The sequence below is a fragment of the Bacillus cereus group sp. MG20 genome (assembly GCF_040459885.1).
Lineage (GTDB): Bacteria > Bacillota > Bacilli > Bacillales > Bacillaceae_G > Bacillus_A > Bacillus_A cereus.
The window spans coordinates 1,940,561-1,955,301 of sequence record NZ_JARVHF010000001.1; the positions used below are offsets into that span (position 1 = coordinate 1,940,561).

The window sequence follows — 14,741 nt, forward strand, 5'->3', positions numbered from 1 at the left end:
AAAGTTTGATGTTAGCCTTATCTTCTCAATCTGTCTAATAACCTCACTCTTTACGTTTAACTTTAACCGCTACGCGGTAGAATGTTTGTCATAACGTGTCATGGTCATTTCGACAAATTTTATACATTACGAGTGAAACTGTATATTCTCTACTAATTCATCGTAAATTTTTAGTGCATCATTTTCTTGTTTTTCTTCCAAAGTAGCATAAAGCTTTCTATACATATCGATAGAATCTCTTGAAACTTTACAAGAAAGAGTTGCTACGTAATCATTTACGATCATCCAAATGCGATATAGTAAATAATTATCGACTTGTTCAATAAGTGTTTTAAAGAACGTTTGATGAAGCGTTGGGATTGAGCTTTCATTTTCTTCAAGTACTTGGTGTAATCTACTTAGTACTTTAGAAAACGTTTCTTTCGGTAAATTACATACAATTCGAATCATATCTTTCTCAAGCAATCGTTTTGTTTGTAATAAATCACGAATTGTTTTCTCATCTTGCAGTAAGAACGGAGCAATTAATTGTACAAGACCGTTATCATAAAAGTTTCGAATAAACGTCCCTTCACCACGTCTCGTTTCAATCAATCCTACCAGTTCTAAAGCACGCAATGCTTCTCTTACAGAGGAACGTCCTACGTTTAAACGTGAACTTAACTCGCGCTCAGACGGCAAACGATCCCCCGCTACCAATCCATCCTCTTCCATAATGGAACGGATTTTTTTTACAATTTCGAGATATACTTTTGTATTTGATGATGTCAATGGAAATTCCTCGCTTATTCTTTACCAATCAGCGCTAATTGTTTTGTTTTTTCAGCGATCTCATTTGGATCTACTTGACGGCGAGCTACTCCTGTCTCCATTGCTGCTTTTGCAACGTAAGCCGCTACCTGAGGCGCTACACGCGCGTCAAATGGCGCTGGAATGATATAGTCTGCATTCAACTCATCTTCTGCTACAAGCTCAGCAATAGCCTGTACAGCTGCCATCTTCATTTCTTCGTTAATTTGTGTCGCATGTACGTCAAGTGCACCGCGGAAAATACCAGGGAACGCCAGTACATTATTTACTTGGTTCGGGAAGTCAGAACGACCTGTTCCAACAACAGCTGCGCCCGCTGCTTTTGCCAATTCTGGCATAATTTCTGGAACTGGATTTGCCATTGCAAAAATAATCGCATTGTCATTCATTGTACGAACCATCTCTTCTGTTAATGCACCTTCTGCAGATACACCAATAAATACGTCCGCACCTTGTACAACATCAGCTAAAGAACCTTCTATACGATTCTTATTTGTATATTTTGCAACTTCATCCTTCACCGGATTCATACCTGTAGGACGACCATCATAGATTGCCCCTTTACGGTCACACATAATAATGTCGCGTACACCATAGCGATATAAAAGTTTAATAATTGCAATACCTGCTGCACCTGCGCCATTTGCGACAACTTTAATGTCAGACATTTTCTTTCCAACTAATTTCAGTGCATTTACAAGACCTGCTACTGTTACGATAGCTGTTCCGTGTTGATCATCATGGAAGATAGGAATATTTGTTTCTTTTTTCAAACGCTCTTCAATAATGAAGCAGTTTGGTGCTGCGATATCTTCTAAGTTAACGCCGCCAAAAGTTGGCTCCATTAATTTTACAGTTTCAACAATTTTATCTACATCGTTTGTATTTAAGGCAATCGGGAATGCATCTACACCAGCAAAGCTCTTGAATAATACAGCTTTACCTTCCATTACTGGAAGAGATGCTTCAGGTCCAATGTTACCAAGACCAAGTACAGCCGTTCCGTCTGTCACAACTGCTACCATATTTCCCTTCATCGTATATTCATATACCTTACTTTTATCGTCATAAATTTCTTTACAAGGTTCTGCAACCCCTGGAGAATATGCAAGACTTAAATCTTTTGCATTTTCTACTTTTACTTTTGATACAGTTTCTAATTTTCCTTGATGCACTTTATGCATGTGAAGTGCTTCTTCACGAAGTGTTGACAAACTATCCACTCTCCTCAAATTATTCTTGCTGATATCAATTTCTCCAAGTGGTCTGACCACGAACACTACTACTATAATAATCGAAGTGTAGGGAAATTGTCCATTATATTTTCACAACTACATTTTCTTCCCCGACAATTTCACGAAGTGCTCCTAAACATTCTTCACTTGGATGAATCGATAAACTCCGAGATAATTGTACCATTTTATGTTCCTTTTCATAATAAATTAGTACTTTCGCAAAACCTGAATAGTCGAACAATATTTTCGTAACCTGATTTAAAAGCTTTTTCTCATACTGAGACGGCAATTTCACGTAAACAGATGCGTCTTTCTTTTCTTCATAAACATCCATTTCCTCTAGCGGATATAGCCCATTTACAATCCATTGCAGCTTATGATTTCTTAGCTCAATCGTACCGTCAACTAAAACAATTGCTCCTTCTTGTAACTTGTCCGAGAAATGTATATACGTTTCCGGGAAGAGGACTGCTTCCATTTCATCATTTTGATCACAGAATGTAATAAATGCCATCTTTTGAAACTTTTTCGTACGAATCACTCTCACACTTGTTATATACACAATAGCTCTTTGTACTTTTTTCTTGTGTCGCATCGCCTGAGCGAGAGATGGAATTTCTAATTCTTTTGCTAACTTTACATACTGCGCTGTCGGATAACTTGATAAATAAAAGCCAAGTGCTTCTTTCTCTTTATTTAGTTGTTCAATAAAAGATAGCTCTTCTCCTTGTACGTATTTTGATTTTGGAACAGCATCTCCTAAATCACGTGCGAGATTCGCGTACTCTAATGCCCCTTTAATACTTTTCCATAAATTCGTTCTCGAAACACCAAAATCATCAAAACATCCCGACCAGACGAAAGCTTCTAAATTGCGCTCCGTTACAAACTTTGACGGCAAACGGAGACAAAATTCAAACAAATCTTCGAACATTTTTTTCTCTCGTTCTTCTAATAATGCCGTCACTGTAGCCATTCCAATATTTCGAATCGAAAGTAAACTGTAACGTATCGCATTCCCCTCTATTTGGAAGTTGTAACCACTTTTTTGAAGAGACGGCGGCAAAACGTGAAAACCTTTCCGCTTCGTTTCTCGTATATACTGTACAATTTTATCTTCATTTCCAATTGCACTTGATAATAGTGCCGTCATAAATTCCAGCGTATAGTTCGCTTTTAAGTAGGCAAGTTGATATCCGATCATACTGTAAGCTACAGCGTGACTTCGGTTAAAACCGTAATTCGCAAATCTTACAATTAAATCGTAAATTTTCTCAGCAGACGTCTCATCGTAACCATTTTGCAAACAACCTTGGACAAAATGCTTACGTTCCTGATCTAAAATATCACGATTCTTTTTACTCACTGCACGGCGCAGTAAATCTGCTTCACCAAGCGAAAACCCTGCTAACTTCGATGCAATTTGCATAATTTGTTCTTGGTATACAATGACGCCGTATGTTCTTTCTAAAATTGGCTTTAAATCCGGATGTAAATATTCAATTTTTCTTTTTCCATGTTTCGATTCAATAAAAGTCGGTATCTGTTCCATCGGTCCCGGTCTGTATAATGAGTTAACAGCTACGATATCTTCAAACTCATTCGGTTTTAACCCGCGAAGTACATTTCGCATACCACCTGACTCAAGCTGGAATACACCTGTTGTATCCCCTCTCCCTAATAATTGGAACGTCTTTTCATCTTGAAGAGGTAAGTTTCTTATATCGATTTCTTTCCCTGTTTTGTTCGCGATAAATTTTACAATATTTTCAAGTAACGTTAAATTACGTAATCCTAAAAAGTCCATCTTAAGCAACCCAAGTTCTTCTAGCGCATCGGCTGGATATTGCGTAACATAAACATCGTTATGTCCTTCTTGAATTGCTACACTGCCTGTTAGCGGTTCTTGACTCATAATAACGCCAGCCGCATGAATAGACGTATGACGTGGTAAACCTTCTACACGTTTTGCGATTTCAAACACACGCTCATGCAGAAGATTCCCTTGTATAAACTCACGAAGTGATTGTGATTCTTCATATGCATCTTTTAACGTTATACCAAGCTTTGATGGGATAAGTTTTGAAAATATATCAATATCTCGCGGCGGAAGCCCCATTACGCGGGCAATGTCTCTAATTGCCGCTTTTGCTGCAAGCGTACCAAACGTTACAATTTGCGCAACACGGAGCTGACCGTATTTCTCTTTCACATAGCGAATCATCTCATCACGTCTTACGTCTGGAAAATCAATATCAATATCGGGAAGCGTCACACGTTCAGGATTTAAAAACCTTTCAAATAATAGATCGTATTCAATCGGATCAATATCTGTAATTTCTAATACGTATGAGACGAGTGAACCAGCTGCCGATCCACGACCTGGTCCTGTTAAAATATGATTTTCATGTGCATACTTCATAAAATCCCATACGATGAGGAAATAATCACTAAATCCCATACGAGAAATAACATTTAATTCATGATTTAAACGCTTTATATGCACTTCTTTCGGCGCACCATATCGTTTCCGCAAACCTTCTTCACAAACACGACGCAAGTATATATCACTCGTTTCATTAGACGAAACAGGAAACTTCGGAAGTTGATTTACATGGAACGGTATTTCTACTTGGCAACGCTCTGCAATTTTCATTGTATTTTGGATTGCTTCCGGCGCATGGGAAAATAGTGCTTCCATTTCATCCGATGACTTTAAATAATATTGATCTGTTTTCAGCCTCGGCCTATCTGGATCAGTCATTTTCGTTCCACTTTCAACAGATAGTAAACATTCGTGAACAAGTGCGTCACTTTGATTGATATAGCGCACATCGTTTGTTGCAACGACTGGAATATTAACCCTACTAATAAATTCAGGTAGTTTCTCTTGTAAAAGCAACTCATCTTGAATCGCATGATGCTGCAAACTCATATAAAAATGGCCGAACATATTTTGATATGTGCGAGCTACTTCTTCAGCCTGACTCACATTGTCTTCTAGTAATAATTGCTCAATTTCGCCATCTTTACCTGGTGAAATAGCAATTAATCCTTTCGCATAATGCGCAAGCCACTTCTTAGGAATACCTTCTTTGGATTTTGTCATAATACTGCTAGAAATCTTTAATAAATTTTGGTAGCCTATTTCATTCTCAGCAAGTAATACAAGTGGATAAGACCTTTCTTCTTCTTCACTAAAAATAGAAGCGGTTAATCCAATAACAGGCTGTATACCATGTTTCTTACATGCTTTATAAAACGGAATAACGCCATACATAACATTTTCATCCGTAATAGCCAGCGATGAAAAACCAAGTTCTTTCGCCCTGACTACAAGCTCATCAATTTTACAAGCACTTTTTAATAAACTAAAAACGGTTTGACATTGTAAATGCACAAACTTCACTGTTGTACCCTCTCTTTACCTATTTGACTACTTTTATTATAGGTGATGAGGAAAGCGGAAATCAAAACATACTTCTTATACTTTGTCCATATATATGAAGAAGAAAGGGGAATGACGATGGATGTAAGAGAACATACTTTTTTCTCTCTGCTTATTATTAGTTATTTTATTGCCTTTGGGGTTATACTTGGCGGTTCATTAATTGGTGGATTTGGTGCGTTTCTTATCGGAAAACCAGCTCTAACTTACATTAATCAATTCGCCCAAAATTTAAGAATTTGGGCACTCGTTGCAGCAATTGGTGGAACATTCGATACCTTTTATAGCTTTGAAAGAAGTTTCTTTGGCGGAGATATGAAAGATATCGTAAAACAAATTCTCCTTATTTTTTTCGCAACTGGTGGTATGCAAACAGGTCTCATTATTATTAAATGGCTAACGCAGGAACATGTATGAGAGTACCAAGTGCCAATACAGCAAAAAGATGGTACTTAGTATTAGCTGGTGCTGCTGTTGGAGGCGTGTTGAGCTGGTTTATTTTTTTGTACATATACGGTGTTTTTCAAGAAGAACAAGCTAGTAAAATAGCAGAACAAAGAGAAATTATAGAAAAACAAGAAGCAAAGCTCCACGTCCTTCTCGAAGATCAAGAAAAATTGAACACTGAAAATAAACGGCTCTTAACCATTCAAGAGATTAAAATAAAACTTATCAATCGAGAAAAATACGATTTAGACAATCTTACACTCGAAAATATGACTACATCTATCCATAATGATCTCCAGCATCTTTTAACGAAAAACATTCAAAGTATCGCAAAAAATAAAGACCTACTCAAAAAGGTAATCGAAAACAAAACGTACAAACATTACGATCGACTATACCGTTTTAAAGTCGATACAATATCTTTTGATACAGTGCTTGAAATTAGCATTACTATAGAAAAGGAAAAATAAAGAAGGAGGGCTTTAGCGCCGCTCCTTCTTTTCGTTCTAACATATAGTCCCTTATTTACAAATCTCACGTAAATCAGCAAAAAGACGATCCGCTTCTTCCCAAGAAGATGCCTTGGCACCAGAAGCCATCGGATGTCCTCCGCCGTTATATTGCATTGCCAATTTGTTTATAACTGGTCCTTTTGAACGAAGACGAACACGAATTACGTCGTCTTCCTCTAAAAATAGAACCCACGCCTTTAATCCATCAATATTGCCAAGCGCTCCAACAACACCAGATGCTTCAGAAGGAAGTACATCAAATTCTTCTAATACTTCTTTCGTTAATTTAATGTAAGCTGCTCCTTCTTCTACCACCGTAAAGTTTTGTAAAATATAACCGTTTAAACGAGCAATTTTTTCTTTTGTCTTATACATTTCATTGTATAAATCTGTGAATTTCACACCCATGTCAACAAGCTCACTTACGTAACGAAGTGTTTTTGCTGTCGTATTTGGGAATAAGAAACGACCTGTATCTCCAACAATTCCTGCTAAAATAAGGCGGGCTGCTTCTTTTGTTATTTTTAATCCTTTATCTTTTCCATAGTTATAAAACTCATAAATCATTTCACTTGTCGAACTCGCTGTCGTATCTACCCACGTAATATCTCCATATGGATCTTCATTTGGGTGATGATCAATTTTAATTAACATCTTCCCTTTTGTATAGCGTTGATCGTCAACACGTTCTTGATTCGCAGTATCACAAACAATAACAAGCGCATTTTCGTATATACTATCTTCAATATCATCCATTACTCGTAAGTATGCTAACGACGGTTCATTGTACCCAACCGTATAAATATTTTTCTCTGGAAACGATTCTTTTAGAATTGTACCAAGGCCACCCTGTGAACCTAATGCATCTGGATCCGGACGCACGTGGCGATGAATAATAATTGTATCAAACTCTTTAATTGCTCCTAAAATTTGCTCATGCATATGTATAATCTCCTTTTTAATCAACTTCTTCACTTTATCTCTCATTATAACGGAAAGTATTTCATACATGCGAACAATTGCTTTATAATAAAAGTTAGAAAGTTTAGATATTTCTTTTTTCTCCACTATTTTTTTCATAAAACGATGGGAGTGTTCATTATGCCAGTATTAGTCTTCTGTATTATCGTCTCATTTATGTTGTATCTCTTCTACAAAACAAAATACTTTCGTACAAACCGCCCAATGGAGAAAGGTTGGCTCTCTGGAAAATCCGCAATGGCACTCGGTTCATTCGTCTTATTCTTCGGGATAAACCAATTCTTTTTAGAACTTTCAACCGCTCGTATTATCGTTGGTATCTTATTCGTTCTATTTGGTAGTGCAAGTGTATTTAATGGATTTCGCCAATACAAACATTTCTTACCATTAGCAGTTAAAGAAGCAGAAGTCTATGAAACAACGTAAAAAAGCATCAAAATTGTGATGCTTTTTTACGTCCTCTAACTTTTAAAATCATATATGCGACAAACGCAGATGGTATATTAAATGGGTTACCTTGTACGTGAAAATGTAATTGTTCTTCTCCAAAAGACATTTTTTCATATAGCTCTCGCTGAGATAATCCTGTCTTTTCCTTTTTTTCATGTAAACCTTGTAAATATAAATATTGGATCGGTATCATTACAAGAAAGTAAAATAGTGCGATACTACCAAAAAAGAGTACGGCTGACGACATAATGTATACCACCTTCCATAAATCCATTTTCTTACAATATAATCATAACACAATATACAACCAAATTGAATTACTATTCTGTCTTTTCTTGCGTTACTTTTCCACTCCACCCCATACATATTTCACTAAAACTCTCATCTAAAATCATGCCTTTCAAATTTAAAACAACAAAAAAAAATGGAACAAATCAAAACGATTTGTTCCATCTTTTTATTTATCAATTAACTGAACCATAAGTAATGCTTTTCCAACGACATTACCTTCATGATGCACCTCTACATCAACCTTACCAAATTTACGCCCAATTTCTAATACTTTCGGATGAACGGATACAACATTATCAATTTGAACCGGCTTTACGAAATAAATTGTTAAGTTTTCAACAATTAAATCGCTTTTCTTTTGCGCACGAATAACGCGATTTGTCGCTTCTGTCACAATTGTTGCAAATACACCGTACGATAACGTTCCGATTGAGTTCGTCATTTGCGGCGTCACCGAAAATTGATATAGATGCTCATTCTTCGCTTCTTTTGGCGTCATAAATTGATTCGTTACAATATCATCAATTGTTTCTCCAACTTGTGGCTGACGTTGAATCATTTGCAGTGCCTGAAGTACATCTTGACGGCTAATAATACCTTGCAGTTTATTTCCTTCCTCAACGACAGGAAGTAATTCAATTCCTTCCCACACCATCATACGTGCCGCAGCTGCGACAGACATTTTACCATTCACTGTAATTGGGTGTTTTGTCATTACTTTATCAATTGGTGTTTCTTTCGCTACACCGATCATGTCTTTTGAAGTTACGATTCCTAGCACTTTTTTATTTTCATCGACAATTGGATATCTTCCGTGCATTGTCTCTTCATTATATGCATGCCATTGCTGTACTGTATCATGTGGCTTTAAATATAACGTTTCTTCAATTGGTGTTAAAATATCCTCAACAAGTACAATTTCTTTCTTAATCAGTTGATCATAAATTGCACGATTAATTAACGTTGCGACCGTAAATGTATCGTAGCTACTTGAAATAATCGGCAACTTTAATTCGTCTGCTAATTTCTTCACATGATCTTCCGTATCAAATCCACCCGTAATTAATACAGCGGCTCCAGTTTCTAGCGCTAATTGATGTGCATTCGTACGGTTACCAATAATGAGTAAATTCCCAGCTTCTGTATAGCGCATCATCGCTTCTAATTTCATAGCTCCGATTACGAATTTATTTAATGTTTTATGTAGTCCTTCTCTGCCCCCAAGTACTTGACCGTCGACAATGTTAACGACTTCTGCATATGTCAGTTTTTCGATATTTTCTTTCTTCTTTTGTTCAATTCGAATTGTTCCGACACGTTCAATTGTACTAACATACCCTTTATTTTCTGCATCTTTAATTGCACGGTAAGCTGTCCCTTCACTTACACTCAAATCTTTCGCAATTTGTCTTACAGAAATTTTATGGCCTACTGGCAGGCTATTAATATGTTCTAAAATTTGGTTATGCTTGGTAGCCAAATGGTTTCACCATACTTTCTTTTCCCTAAATTCTTCATGTGTTGTACTTTCAGTATACTATATTTTCAAAACTGTTACACTCTCTCTTTGCATACCTGTACTATTTTTTTTATAACAAAATGACTCTTACATTCCACCAGTCATTCTATTACAACAATGTAATGCTATTGTCATCTCATTCGATAGTTCGCCCACTTGATTCCCTATACAATGAAGACAAGAAATAAAACAAAGGAGCGTACACATGATGAAAAAATTTTTAGAGGTTGTAGGTGCTGTATTTTTAGCTTTCGTAGATGCGAAAAAAGTTGCAATGGAATTGAATGAAACACCTGAACAACCACGTACCAAAAGAAAAGAATCACCAAAACAAATACAAGCATTAAAAGCTGTTCTACACACGTAAAAACCCTTCACTTTTCTTTTCAAATGAAGGGTTTCTTTTCTATAGTGTAATACTTTCTCCAACTTCTAATACTTTCCCTGTACAATTTTGTAGCTTTTCTACAAATTGATATGGATCTTGTTCAATAACTGGGAACGTATTGTAATGCATCGGTACAACAGTTTTCGCATTAATCCATTTTGCCGCTAGTACAGCATCTTCTGGTCCCATTGTGAAATTATCACCAATTGGTAAAAATGCTAGATCAACTTTATTTAATTCCCCAATTAACTTCATATCAGAGAATAGTGCAGTATCTCCTGCGTGGTACACTGTTTTCTCTTCTGCTGTAAATAAAATACCTGCTGGCATACCTGTATATGTAATCGTCTTATTTGCTTCATCAATATAACTAGAGCCGTGGAATGCTTGTGTAAACTTCACTTTTCCGAAGTCAAATTCATGTGAACCACCAATATGCATCGGATGTGTATTTACACCTTGCCAACTTAAAAATGTTGCTAGTTCAAATGGCGCTACAACAACTGCATTATTTTTCTTCGCAAGTTCTACTGTATCTCCAACATGATCACCGTGTCCATGCGATAAAAGGATTGCATCCACTTTTACATCTTCAGCTTTTAAATCTGTTTTCGGATTACCTGTTAAAAACGGGTCAATTAAAATAACTTTTCCATTCGCCTCAATTTTCACAACTGAATGCCCATGATAAGATACTTTCATTATTACATTCCTCCCCTATTCACATTCTCACTTTTTATTCTACATGATTTTTCAATTCCCTGTCTTTTCTAACATCTATTTACTTGTCATAACGCTTTCTTCCGAGTTAAAGTTATATTTGTAATTAAATATCTCGGGGGTGCCAATCGATGAATGCTAGATTAGAAAATTTAATGCAATGGCTAAAAGAAAAAAACGTAGAAGCTGCGTTCTTAACTTCTACACCGAACGTCTTCTACATGACGAACTTCCACTGTGAACCGCATGAAAGATTACTTGGTATGTTTGTATTCCAAGAAAAAGAACCTATTTTAATTTGTCCTAAAATGGAAGAAGGTCAAGCACGTAACGCTGGCTGGGCACATGAAATTATCGGATTTACTGATACTGACAGACCATGGGATATGATTGCAAAAGCAATTAAAGACCGCGGCATCAATGCAAATGCAGTTGCAATTGAAAAAGAACATTTAAACGTAGAGCGCTACGAAGAATTAACGAAATTATTCCCAAATGCAGCTTTCAAATCAGCTGAGGAGAAAGTTCGCGAACTTCGTTTAATTAAAGATGAAAAAGAACTTTCTATTTTACGCGAAGCAGCTAAAATGGCGGACTACGCTGTTGAAGTTGGTGTAAATGCAATTAAAGAAAACCGTAGCGAGCTAGAAGTATTAGCAATTATTGAACACGAATTAAAAACAAAAGGCATACATAAGATGTCATTTGATACGATGGTATTAGCGGGTGCAAACTCTGCTCTTCCACACGGTATTCCTGGCGCAAACAAAATGAAGCGCGGTGATTTCGTACTATTTGATTTAGGTGTAATCATTGAAGGTTATTGCTCTGATATTACACGTACAGTAGCATTCGGTGAGATTTCTGAAGAGCAAACTCGCATTTACAACACTGTACTTGCTGGACAACTACAAGCAGTTGAAGCATGTAAACCAGGTGTTACACTTGGCGCAATCGATAACGCTGCTCGTTCTGTTATCGCAGATGCAGGTTACGGAGACTTCTTCCCGCACCGACTTGGTCATGGACTTGGAATTAGCGTACACGAATATCCAGATGTAAAAGCTGGTAACGAGTCTCCATTAAAAGAAGGTATGGTCTTCACAATCGAACCTGGTATTTACGTACCAAACGTAGGTGGCGTTCGTATTGAAGATGATATTTACATTACAAAAGACGGATCAGAAATTTTAACGAAATTCCCGAAAGAATTACAATTTGTAAAATAATAAAAAGGCAGCGTGAATGCTGCCTTTTTTTATTCCTCTACTATTTCAAATTTCTCTACAATCATTCTTGCTGGATAGCTTTCAAGTATTTGAGAAAACCATACTTTTATTTTATCCCCTGTTTTTAACTGTTTATATGCGTCTTTGTCCTTAAAGCTCAAGACTATATGTGATGGATGCTCTTTATTCATTTGTTGTTCTATATAATTTTGCAACTCTACTTTTGTTTCAAACGTTTTATCATCGGCAAAAAATACCGTGTCATTTCTTAATATGATATACCCTTCTTTAGGGACTTCTTTTACCGTTACCTGCTCTACTTGTTTTGTAGTACAAGCTGATAATATGACTAGAAATACACTTAAAAACATAACAATTTTCACATGCCTATTCATTTTTAACTCCTTACTTTAGGCTATTTCAAATTTAACACCATCTTCTCCTCATACTTATCATCCCATTTAATTACAACTTCTATCGGTTCATCTTTAGATAGAGGTGCACAACTTACACAAGAAGATTTTATTTCAACCCTTGCTCCTTTATGAACTTCTGACGTTTGTGTCATTGTACTAAAGGCTCCATTAATAGCAATCTCTAAGTTTTTAAATTCTGTCTTTCCATCCCCACCCTTATATTGAAACGTAAACATTCCATCTTCACTGTCATCCTTAATATGCCCTTTATATTGTCCAGTCCAACTTTTGCTCTCGCTAGAAAAATTAACATACGAAATGGAACAGCTTCCTAAAAAGAAAATACTAATAAAAAAGAATAATGCTCTCTTCATAATGCCCCCTCCATTCAAATGCACTTATTTATTGTCTATTTCTTCCTCTTATTATATTATAAAAATACAGAATTTTCTAAAATAGGAGGTTTATATGTTACAACAACAGTTAGAAGAAATTCGTAATAATAATTACATCATAGATAACACACTTCATATTGATTCTTTAAGTTCCAGTATGCTTGAACATATCGGTGTTACTGATAGCTACTTAAGGGACAAACTCATCTACTCTACTTTTTATCATCTCATCAAAAATCGCTACCTTTCACACACACAATTACAGAAACTATTATTAGAAAGCATCGGTGAAAAATATTTATTGTATAAGATTCATTCAGATGATGAAGATGCTGTATTTACTCGTGCATTTACGACCTTATTAATTGCGCTCATTATAGATGCAGATACAACTCATAATTTCTTATCACAGAATGATATTTTAACTGTAAAAGATCAATTAATTCTATATATGAACAATGAACATGATTTCCGCGGATATGTGCAAGACCACGGCTGGGCACATAGTATCGCACATGCTTCCGATACATTTGAGGCGCTTGTTCATAGTCCTAAACTAGAAACTTTACATTACGAAGAGATATTAAAAACTTTGTTAAACAAAGTTTGTGTCCATTCTATTTACTACAAATATGAAGAAGACGAGCGTCTCGTTTATCCGATTGTCGCAATGCTGCAAAATGGCCTAAAAGAAGAAATACTCATATTAGCCCTTCGTGACTTAGTAGCTCAATTACTGGTCCAAAAACAAGCACTACCTATTGAATCGTACGAGTTTTTATATGGAAATACAAAATCTTTCTTACGTAGCTTATTTTTCAGACTACGCACACTTTCTATATGTGAAGAAACCGAATTCGAAATTGAAAAATTGCTACAAGAGCTTCCAAAATATTATTAAAAAAGAAGGCCACTCAAAAAGTGCCTTCTTCTATTTCACTAATATTTAATTGAAATTTCACGATCCAAACTGAGAAAAGGTGGACAAGAAGCGCAAACGCCATACATGCTCCACTTAAAAAAGTTAGTATAGGATGCGAATACACGTGCCCCAACCCATAGGATATCGCCACGAAAAACATTGTTATGTAAATATAAATTGCTCCATGTATTTGCCTCATATAAACCTCCTTTTCCCATATTATAACACAATTTTTCTGATTATTCACATTAATTACTTGTAATCAATATTTCTCAACTGTTACACCTCTTACAGCAGCCTTAATATACGGTGACCCTTGTAAACTTTGTAAATCCTCTGTTTTTCCTGTTACGACTATACCGTATATTGGTAAGTCTTTTGGTTTTGTGTTTTTTATTTCTTTATCCCGCATTAACGGGCAGTAAGACCCCACATCAAAATTCAGCGGAAGCAAGAAGTTAGATGGGGGATGAACCCCACACTGATTAAAGTTTCACTTTATAGTTTATCCTAAAATCTTCTCAGTATCCCTCTTTATTTTCACTTAAAGACATCCAAATGCAGCTTTTATAAATTGTTTCATAATAAAAAGCACATCCATTTTGATGCGCTTCTCTGAAATACTATTCTATTATTTCATCGCTTCCTTCACAACATCTTGAATCATAACAACTTCTGTTTTCATATCAATAGACGGTGCTTCTTCATCGATACATTCATACCAAAATGCTAAGTGCTTTTTATCAATTTCATGATGCGAATTTTCGACAAAAATACCACCTTCTCCTTGCACAGAATACCAATATAAGTACTCTTCTCCATCTCTTATTTCCCGGAAAATTGTCTCAACGTACATTTTTTCGTCGTTTAATGTCAAAAGCACTTCTTTCAAATTGTCATTAAGAAGCTGCATCCATTCATCTACTCGATGACTCTTACCAGGCTTAACTTTAAATCTTGTTAATTCTACATTCATTT

At 36.0% G+C, this 14,741-nt stretch carries 17 protein-coding genes and 1 pseudogene; 6 read left to right on the forward strand and 12 right to left on the reverse strand.

Annotation, left to right across the window (positions count from 1 at the left end):
• Window positions 1-126 precede the first annotated feature (126 nt).
• The 3 genes from QCI81_RS09925 to dnaE form a co-directional block, all read right to left on the reverse strand.
• Entirely contained in the window at window positions 127-771 is a 645-nt protein-coding gene (locus tag QCI81_RS09925; RefSeq protein ID WP_000204444.1) for a FadR/GntR family transcriptional regulator, read from the reverse strand.
• A 14-nt stretch (window positions 772-785) separates the two neighbouring features.
• Entirely contained in the window at window positions 786-1,994 is a 1,209-nt protein-coding gene (gene ystJ / locus QCI81_RS09930; protein WP_161114790.1) for an NADP-dependent malic enzyme, read from the reverse strand.
• Window positions 1,995-2,127: 133 nt separating this feature from the next.
• Window positions 2,128-5,454 carry a DNA polymerase III subunit alpha gene (dnaE, locus tag QCI81_RS09935; RefSeq protein ID WP_353810695.1) on the reverse strand — a complete coding sequence of 1,109 codons (3,327 nt, stop codon included), beginning with the start codon at window positions 5,452-5,454 and terminating at the stop codon, window positions 2,128-2,130.
• Window positions 5,455-5,496: 42 nt separating this feature from the next.
• On the opposite strand from dnaE, the gene QCI81_RS09940 reads away from it, so the two are divergent.
• Together QCI81_RS09940 and ytrI are read left to right on the forward strand one after the other, a co-directional pair.
• Complete coding sequence (locus tag QCI81_RS09940; RefSeq protein ID WP_002005839.1) at window positions 5,497-5,910, forward strand: YtrH family sporulation protein; 414 nt, start codon at window positions 5,497-5,499, stop codon at window positions 5,908-5,910.
• Window positions 5,907-6,410: a sporulation membrane protein YtrI gene (ytrI, locus tag QCI81_RS09945; protein WP_001265736.1), complete on the forward strand. Its 504-nt coding sequence runs from the start codon at window positions 5,907-5,909 to the stop codon at window positions 6,408-6,410. The genes QCI81_RS09940 and ytrI overlap by 4 nt, the downstream gene beginning before the upstream one ends.
• 51 nt (window positions 6,411-6,461) lie before the next feature.
• Here the strand turns inward: ytrI and QCI81_RS09950 are convergent, their stop codons facing one another.
• Window positions 6,462-7,394, reverse strand: a complete 933-nt coding sequence (locus tag QCI81_RS09950; RefSeq protein ID WP_071731425.1) for a DHH family phosphoesterase — start codon at window positions 7,392-7,394, stop codon at window positions 6,462-6,464.
• A 159-nt stretch (window positions 7,395-7,553) separates the two neighbouring features.
• On the opposite strand from QCI81_RS09950, the gene QCI81_RS09955 reads away from it, so the two are divergent.
• Window positions 7,554-7,859: a YtpI family protein gene (locus QCI81_RS09955; protein WP_001144766.1), complete on the forward strand. Its 306-nt coding sequence runs from the start codon at window positions 7,554-7,556 to the stop codon at window positions 7,857-7,859.
• 7 nt (window positions 7,860-7,866) lie between these two features.
• On the opposite strand, the gene QCI81_RS09960 is transcribed toward QCI81_RS09955, so the two are convergent.
• Both QCI81_RS09960 and QCI81_RS09965 read right to left on the reverse strand, forming a co-directional pair.
• Window positions 7,867-8,130 (reverse strand): DUF3949 domain-containing protein, encoded by a 264-nt coding sequence (locus tag QCI81_RS09960; RefSeq protein ID WP_000093046.1) that lies wholly within the window; start codon window positions 8,128-8,130, stop codon window positions 7,867-7,869.
• A gap of 210 nt (window positions 8,131-8,340) precedes the next feature.
• Window positions 8,341-9,654: a CBS domain-containing protein gene (locus tag QCI81_RS09965; RefSeq protein WP_000201579.1), complete on the reverse strand. Its 1,314-nt coding sequence runs from the start codon at window positions 9,652-9,654 to the stop codon at window positions 8,341-8,343.
• Between the two features lie 244 nt (window positions 9,655-9,898).
• Between QCI81_RS09965 and QCI81_RS09970 the strand changes: the two genes are divergently transcribed.
• The gene (locus tag QCI81_RS09970) at window positions 9,899-10,060 is read left to right on the forward strand and encodes a hypothetical protein (protein ID WP_095690147.1); all 162 of its coding nucleotides are present in this window, start codon (window positions 9,899-9,901) and stop codon (window positions 10,058-10,060) included.
• 39 nt (window positions 10,061-10,099) lie between these two features.
• Here QCI81_RS09970 and QCI81_RS09975 read toward each other — a convergent pair whose 3' ends face one another.
• On the reverse strand, window positions 10,100-10,783 hold the full coding sequence (locus QCI81_RS09975; protein WP_053563563.1) for a metal-dependent hydrolase: 684 nt from the start codon (window positions 10,781-10,783) through the stop codon (window positions 10,100-10,102).
• 149 nt (window positions 10,784-10,932) lie between these two features.
• Here QCI81_RS09975 and pepQ point away from each other — a divergent pair, with 149 nt between their 5' ends.
• The gene (gene pepQ / locus QCI81_RS09980; protein WP_000994037.1) at window positions 10,933-12,030 is read left to right on the forward strand and encodes a Xaa-Pro dipeptidase; all 1,098 of its coding nucleotides are present in this window, start codon (window positions 10,933-10,935) and stop codon (window positions 12,028-12,030) included.
• A 29-nt stretch (window positions 12,031-12,059) separates the two neighbouring features.
• Here the strand turns inward: pepQ and QCI81_RS09985 are convergent, their stop codons facing one another.
• Both QCI81_RS09985 and QCI81_RS09990 read right to left on the reverse strand, forming a co-directional pair.
• The gene (locus QCI81_RS09985) at window positions 12,060-12,425 is read right to left on the reverse strand and encodes a DUF3221 domain-containing protein (RefSeq protein ID WP_001079430.1); all 366 of its coding nucleotides are present in this window, start codon (window positions 12,423-12,425) and stop codon (window positions 12,060-12,062) included.
• Window positions 12,426-12,445: 20 nt separating this feature from the next.
• Window positions 12,446-12,820, reverse strand: a complete 375-nt coding sequence (locus QCI81_RS09990) for a hypothetical protein (protein ID WP_000816700.1) — start codon at window positions 12,818-12,820, stop codon at window positions 12,446-12,448.
• A gap of 94 nt (window positions 12,821-12,914) precedes the next feature.
• Here QCI81_RS09990 and QCI81_RS09995 point away from each other — a divergent pair, with 94 nt between their 5' ends.
• Complete coding sequence (locus QCI81_RS09995) at window positions 12,915-13,742, forward strand: DUF2785 domain-containing protein (protein WP_353810696.1); 828 nt, start codon at window positions 12,915-12,917, stop codon at window positions 13,740-13,742.
• A 13-nt stretch (window positions 13,743-13,755) separates the two neighbouring features.
• Here QCI81_RS09995 and QCI81_RS10000 read toward each other — a convergent pair whose 3' ends face one another.
• The 3 genes and pseudogenes from QCI81_RS10000 to QCI81_RS10010 form a co-directional block, all read right to left on the reverse strand.
• Window positions 13,756-13,962 carry a hypothetical protein gene (locus tag QCI81_RS10000; RefSeq protein WP_001248905.1) on the reverse strand — a complete coding sequence of 69 codons (207 nt, stop codon included), beginning with the start codon at window positions 13,960-13,962 and terminating at the stop codon, window positions 13,756-13,758.
• Window positions 13,963-14,025: 63 nt separating this feature from the next.
• A pseudogene (locus QCI81_RS10005) lies at window positions 14,026-14,166 on the reverse strand (anti sigma factor C-terminal domain-containing protein); the annotation flags it as partial.
• Window positions 14,167-14,394: 228 nt separating this feature from the next.
• Window positions 14,395-14,739, reverse strand: a complete 345-nt coding sequence (locus QCI81_RS10010) for a DUF6176 family protein (RefSeq protein WP_001100204.1) — start codon at window positions 14,737-14,739, stop codon at window positions 14,395-14,397.
• Between the last annotated feature and the right edge of the window lie 2 nt (window positions 14,740-14,741).

Excerpts from the sequence above, each read along its gene's own strand:
- ystJ (WP_161114790.1), bottom strand. The coding sequence starts at position 1,994 with ATGCATAAAGTGCATCAAGGAAAATTAGAAACTGTATCAAAAGTAAAA.
- ytrI (WP_001265736.1), top strand. The coding sequence starts at position 5,907 with ATGAGAGTACCAAGTGCCAATACAGCAAAAAGATGGTACTTAGTATTA.
- QCI81_RS09950 (WP_071731425.1), bottom strand. The coding sequence starts at position 7,394 with ATGCATGAGCAAATTTTAGGAGCAATTAAAGAGTTTGATACAATTATT.
- QCI81_RS09955 (WP_001144766.1), top strand. The coding sequence starts at position 7,554 with ATGCCAGTATTAGTCTTCTGTATTATCGTCTCATTTATGTTGTATCTC.
- QCI81_RS09960 (WP_000093046.1), bottom strand. The coding sequence starts at position 8,130 with ATGTCGTCAGCCGTACTCTTTTTTGGTAGTATCGCACTATTTTACTTT.
- QCI81_RS09970 (WP_095690147.1), top strand. The coding sequence starts at position 9,899 with ATGATGAAAAAATTTTTAGAGGTTGTAGGTGCTGTATTTTTAGCTTTC.
- QCI81_RS09975 (WP_053563563.1), bottom strand. The coding sequence starts at position 10,783 with ATGAAAGTATCTTATCATGGGCATTCAGTTGTGAAAATTGAGGCGAAT.
- pepQ (WP_000994037.1), top strand. The coding sequence starts at position 10,933 with ATGAATGCTAGATTAGAAAATTTAATGCAATGGCTAAAAGAAAAAAAC.
- QCI81_RS09985 (WP_001079430.1), bottom strand. The coding sequence starts at position 12,425 with ATGAATAGGCATGTGAAAATTGTTATGTTTTTAAGTGTATTTCTAGTC.
- QCI81_RS09990 (WP_000816700.1), bottom strand. The coding sequence starts at position 12,820 with ATGAAGAGAGCATTATTCTTTTTTATTAGTATTTTCTTTTTAGGAAGC.
- QCI81_RS09995 (WP_353810696.1), top strand. The coding sequence starts at position 12,915 with ATGTTACAACAACAGTTAGAAGAAATTCGTAATAATAATTACATCATA.
- QCI81_RS10000 (WP_001248905.1), bottom strand. The coding sequence starts at position 13,962 with ATGAGGCAAATACATGGAGCAATTTATATTTACATAACAATGTTTTTC.
- QCI81_RS10010 (WP_001100204.1), bottom strand. The coding sequence starts at position 14,739 with ATGAATGTAGAATTAACAAGATTTAAAGTTAAGCCTGGTAAGAGTCAT.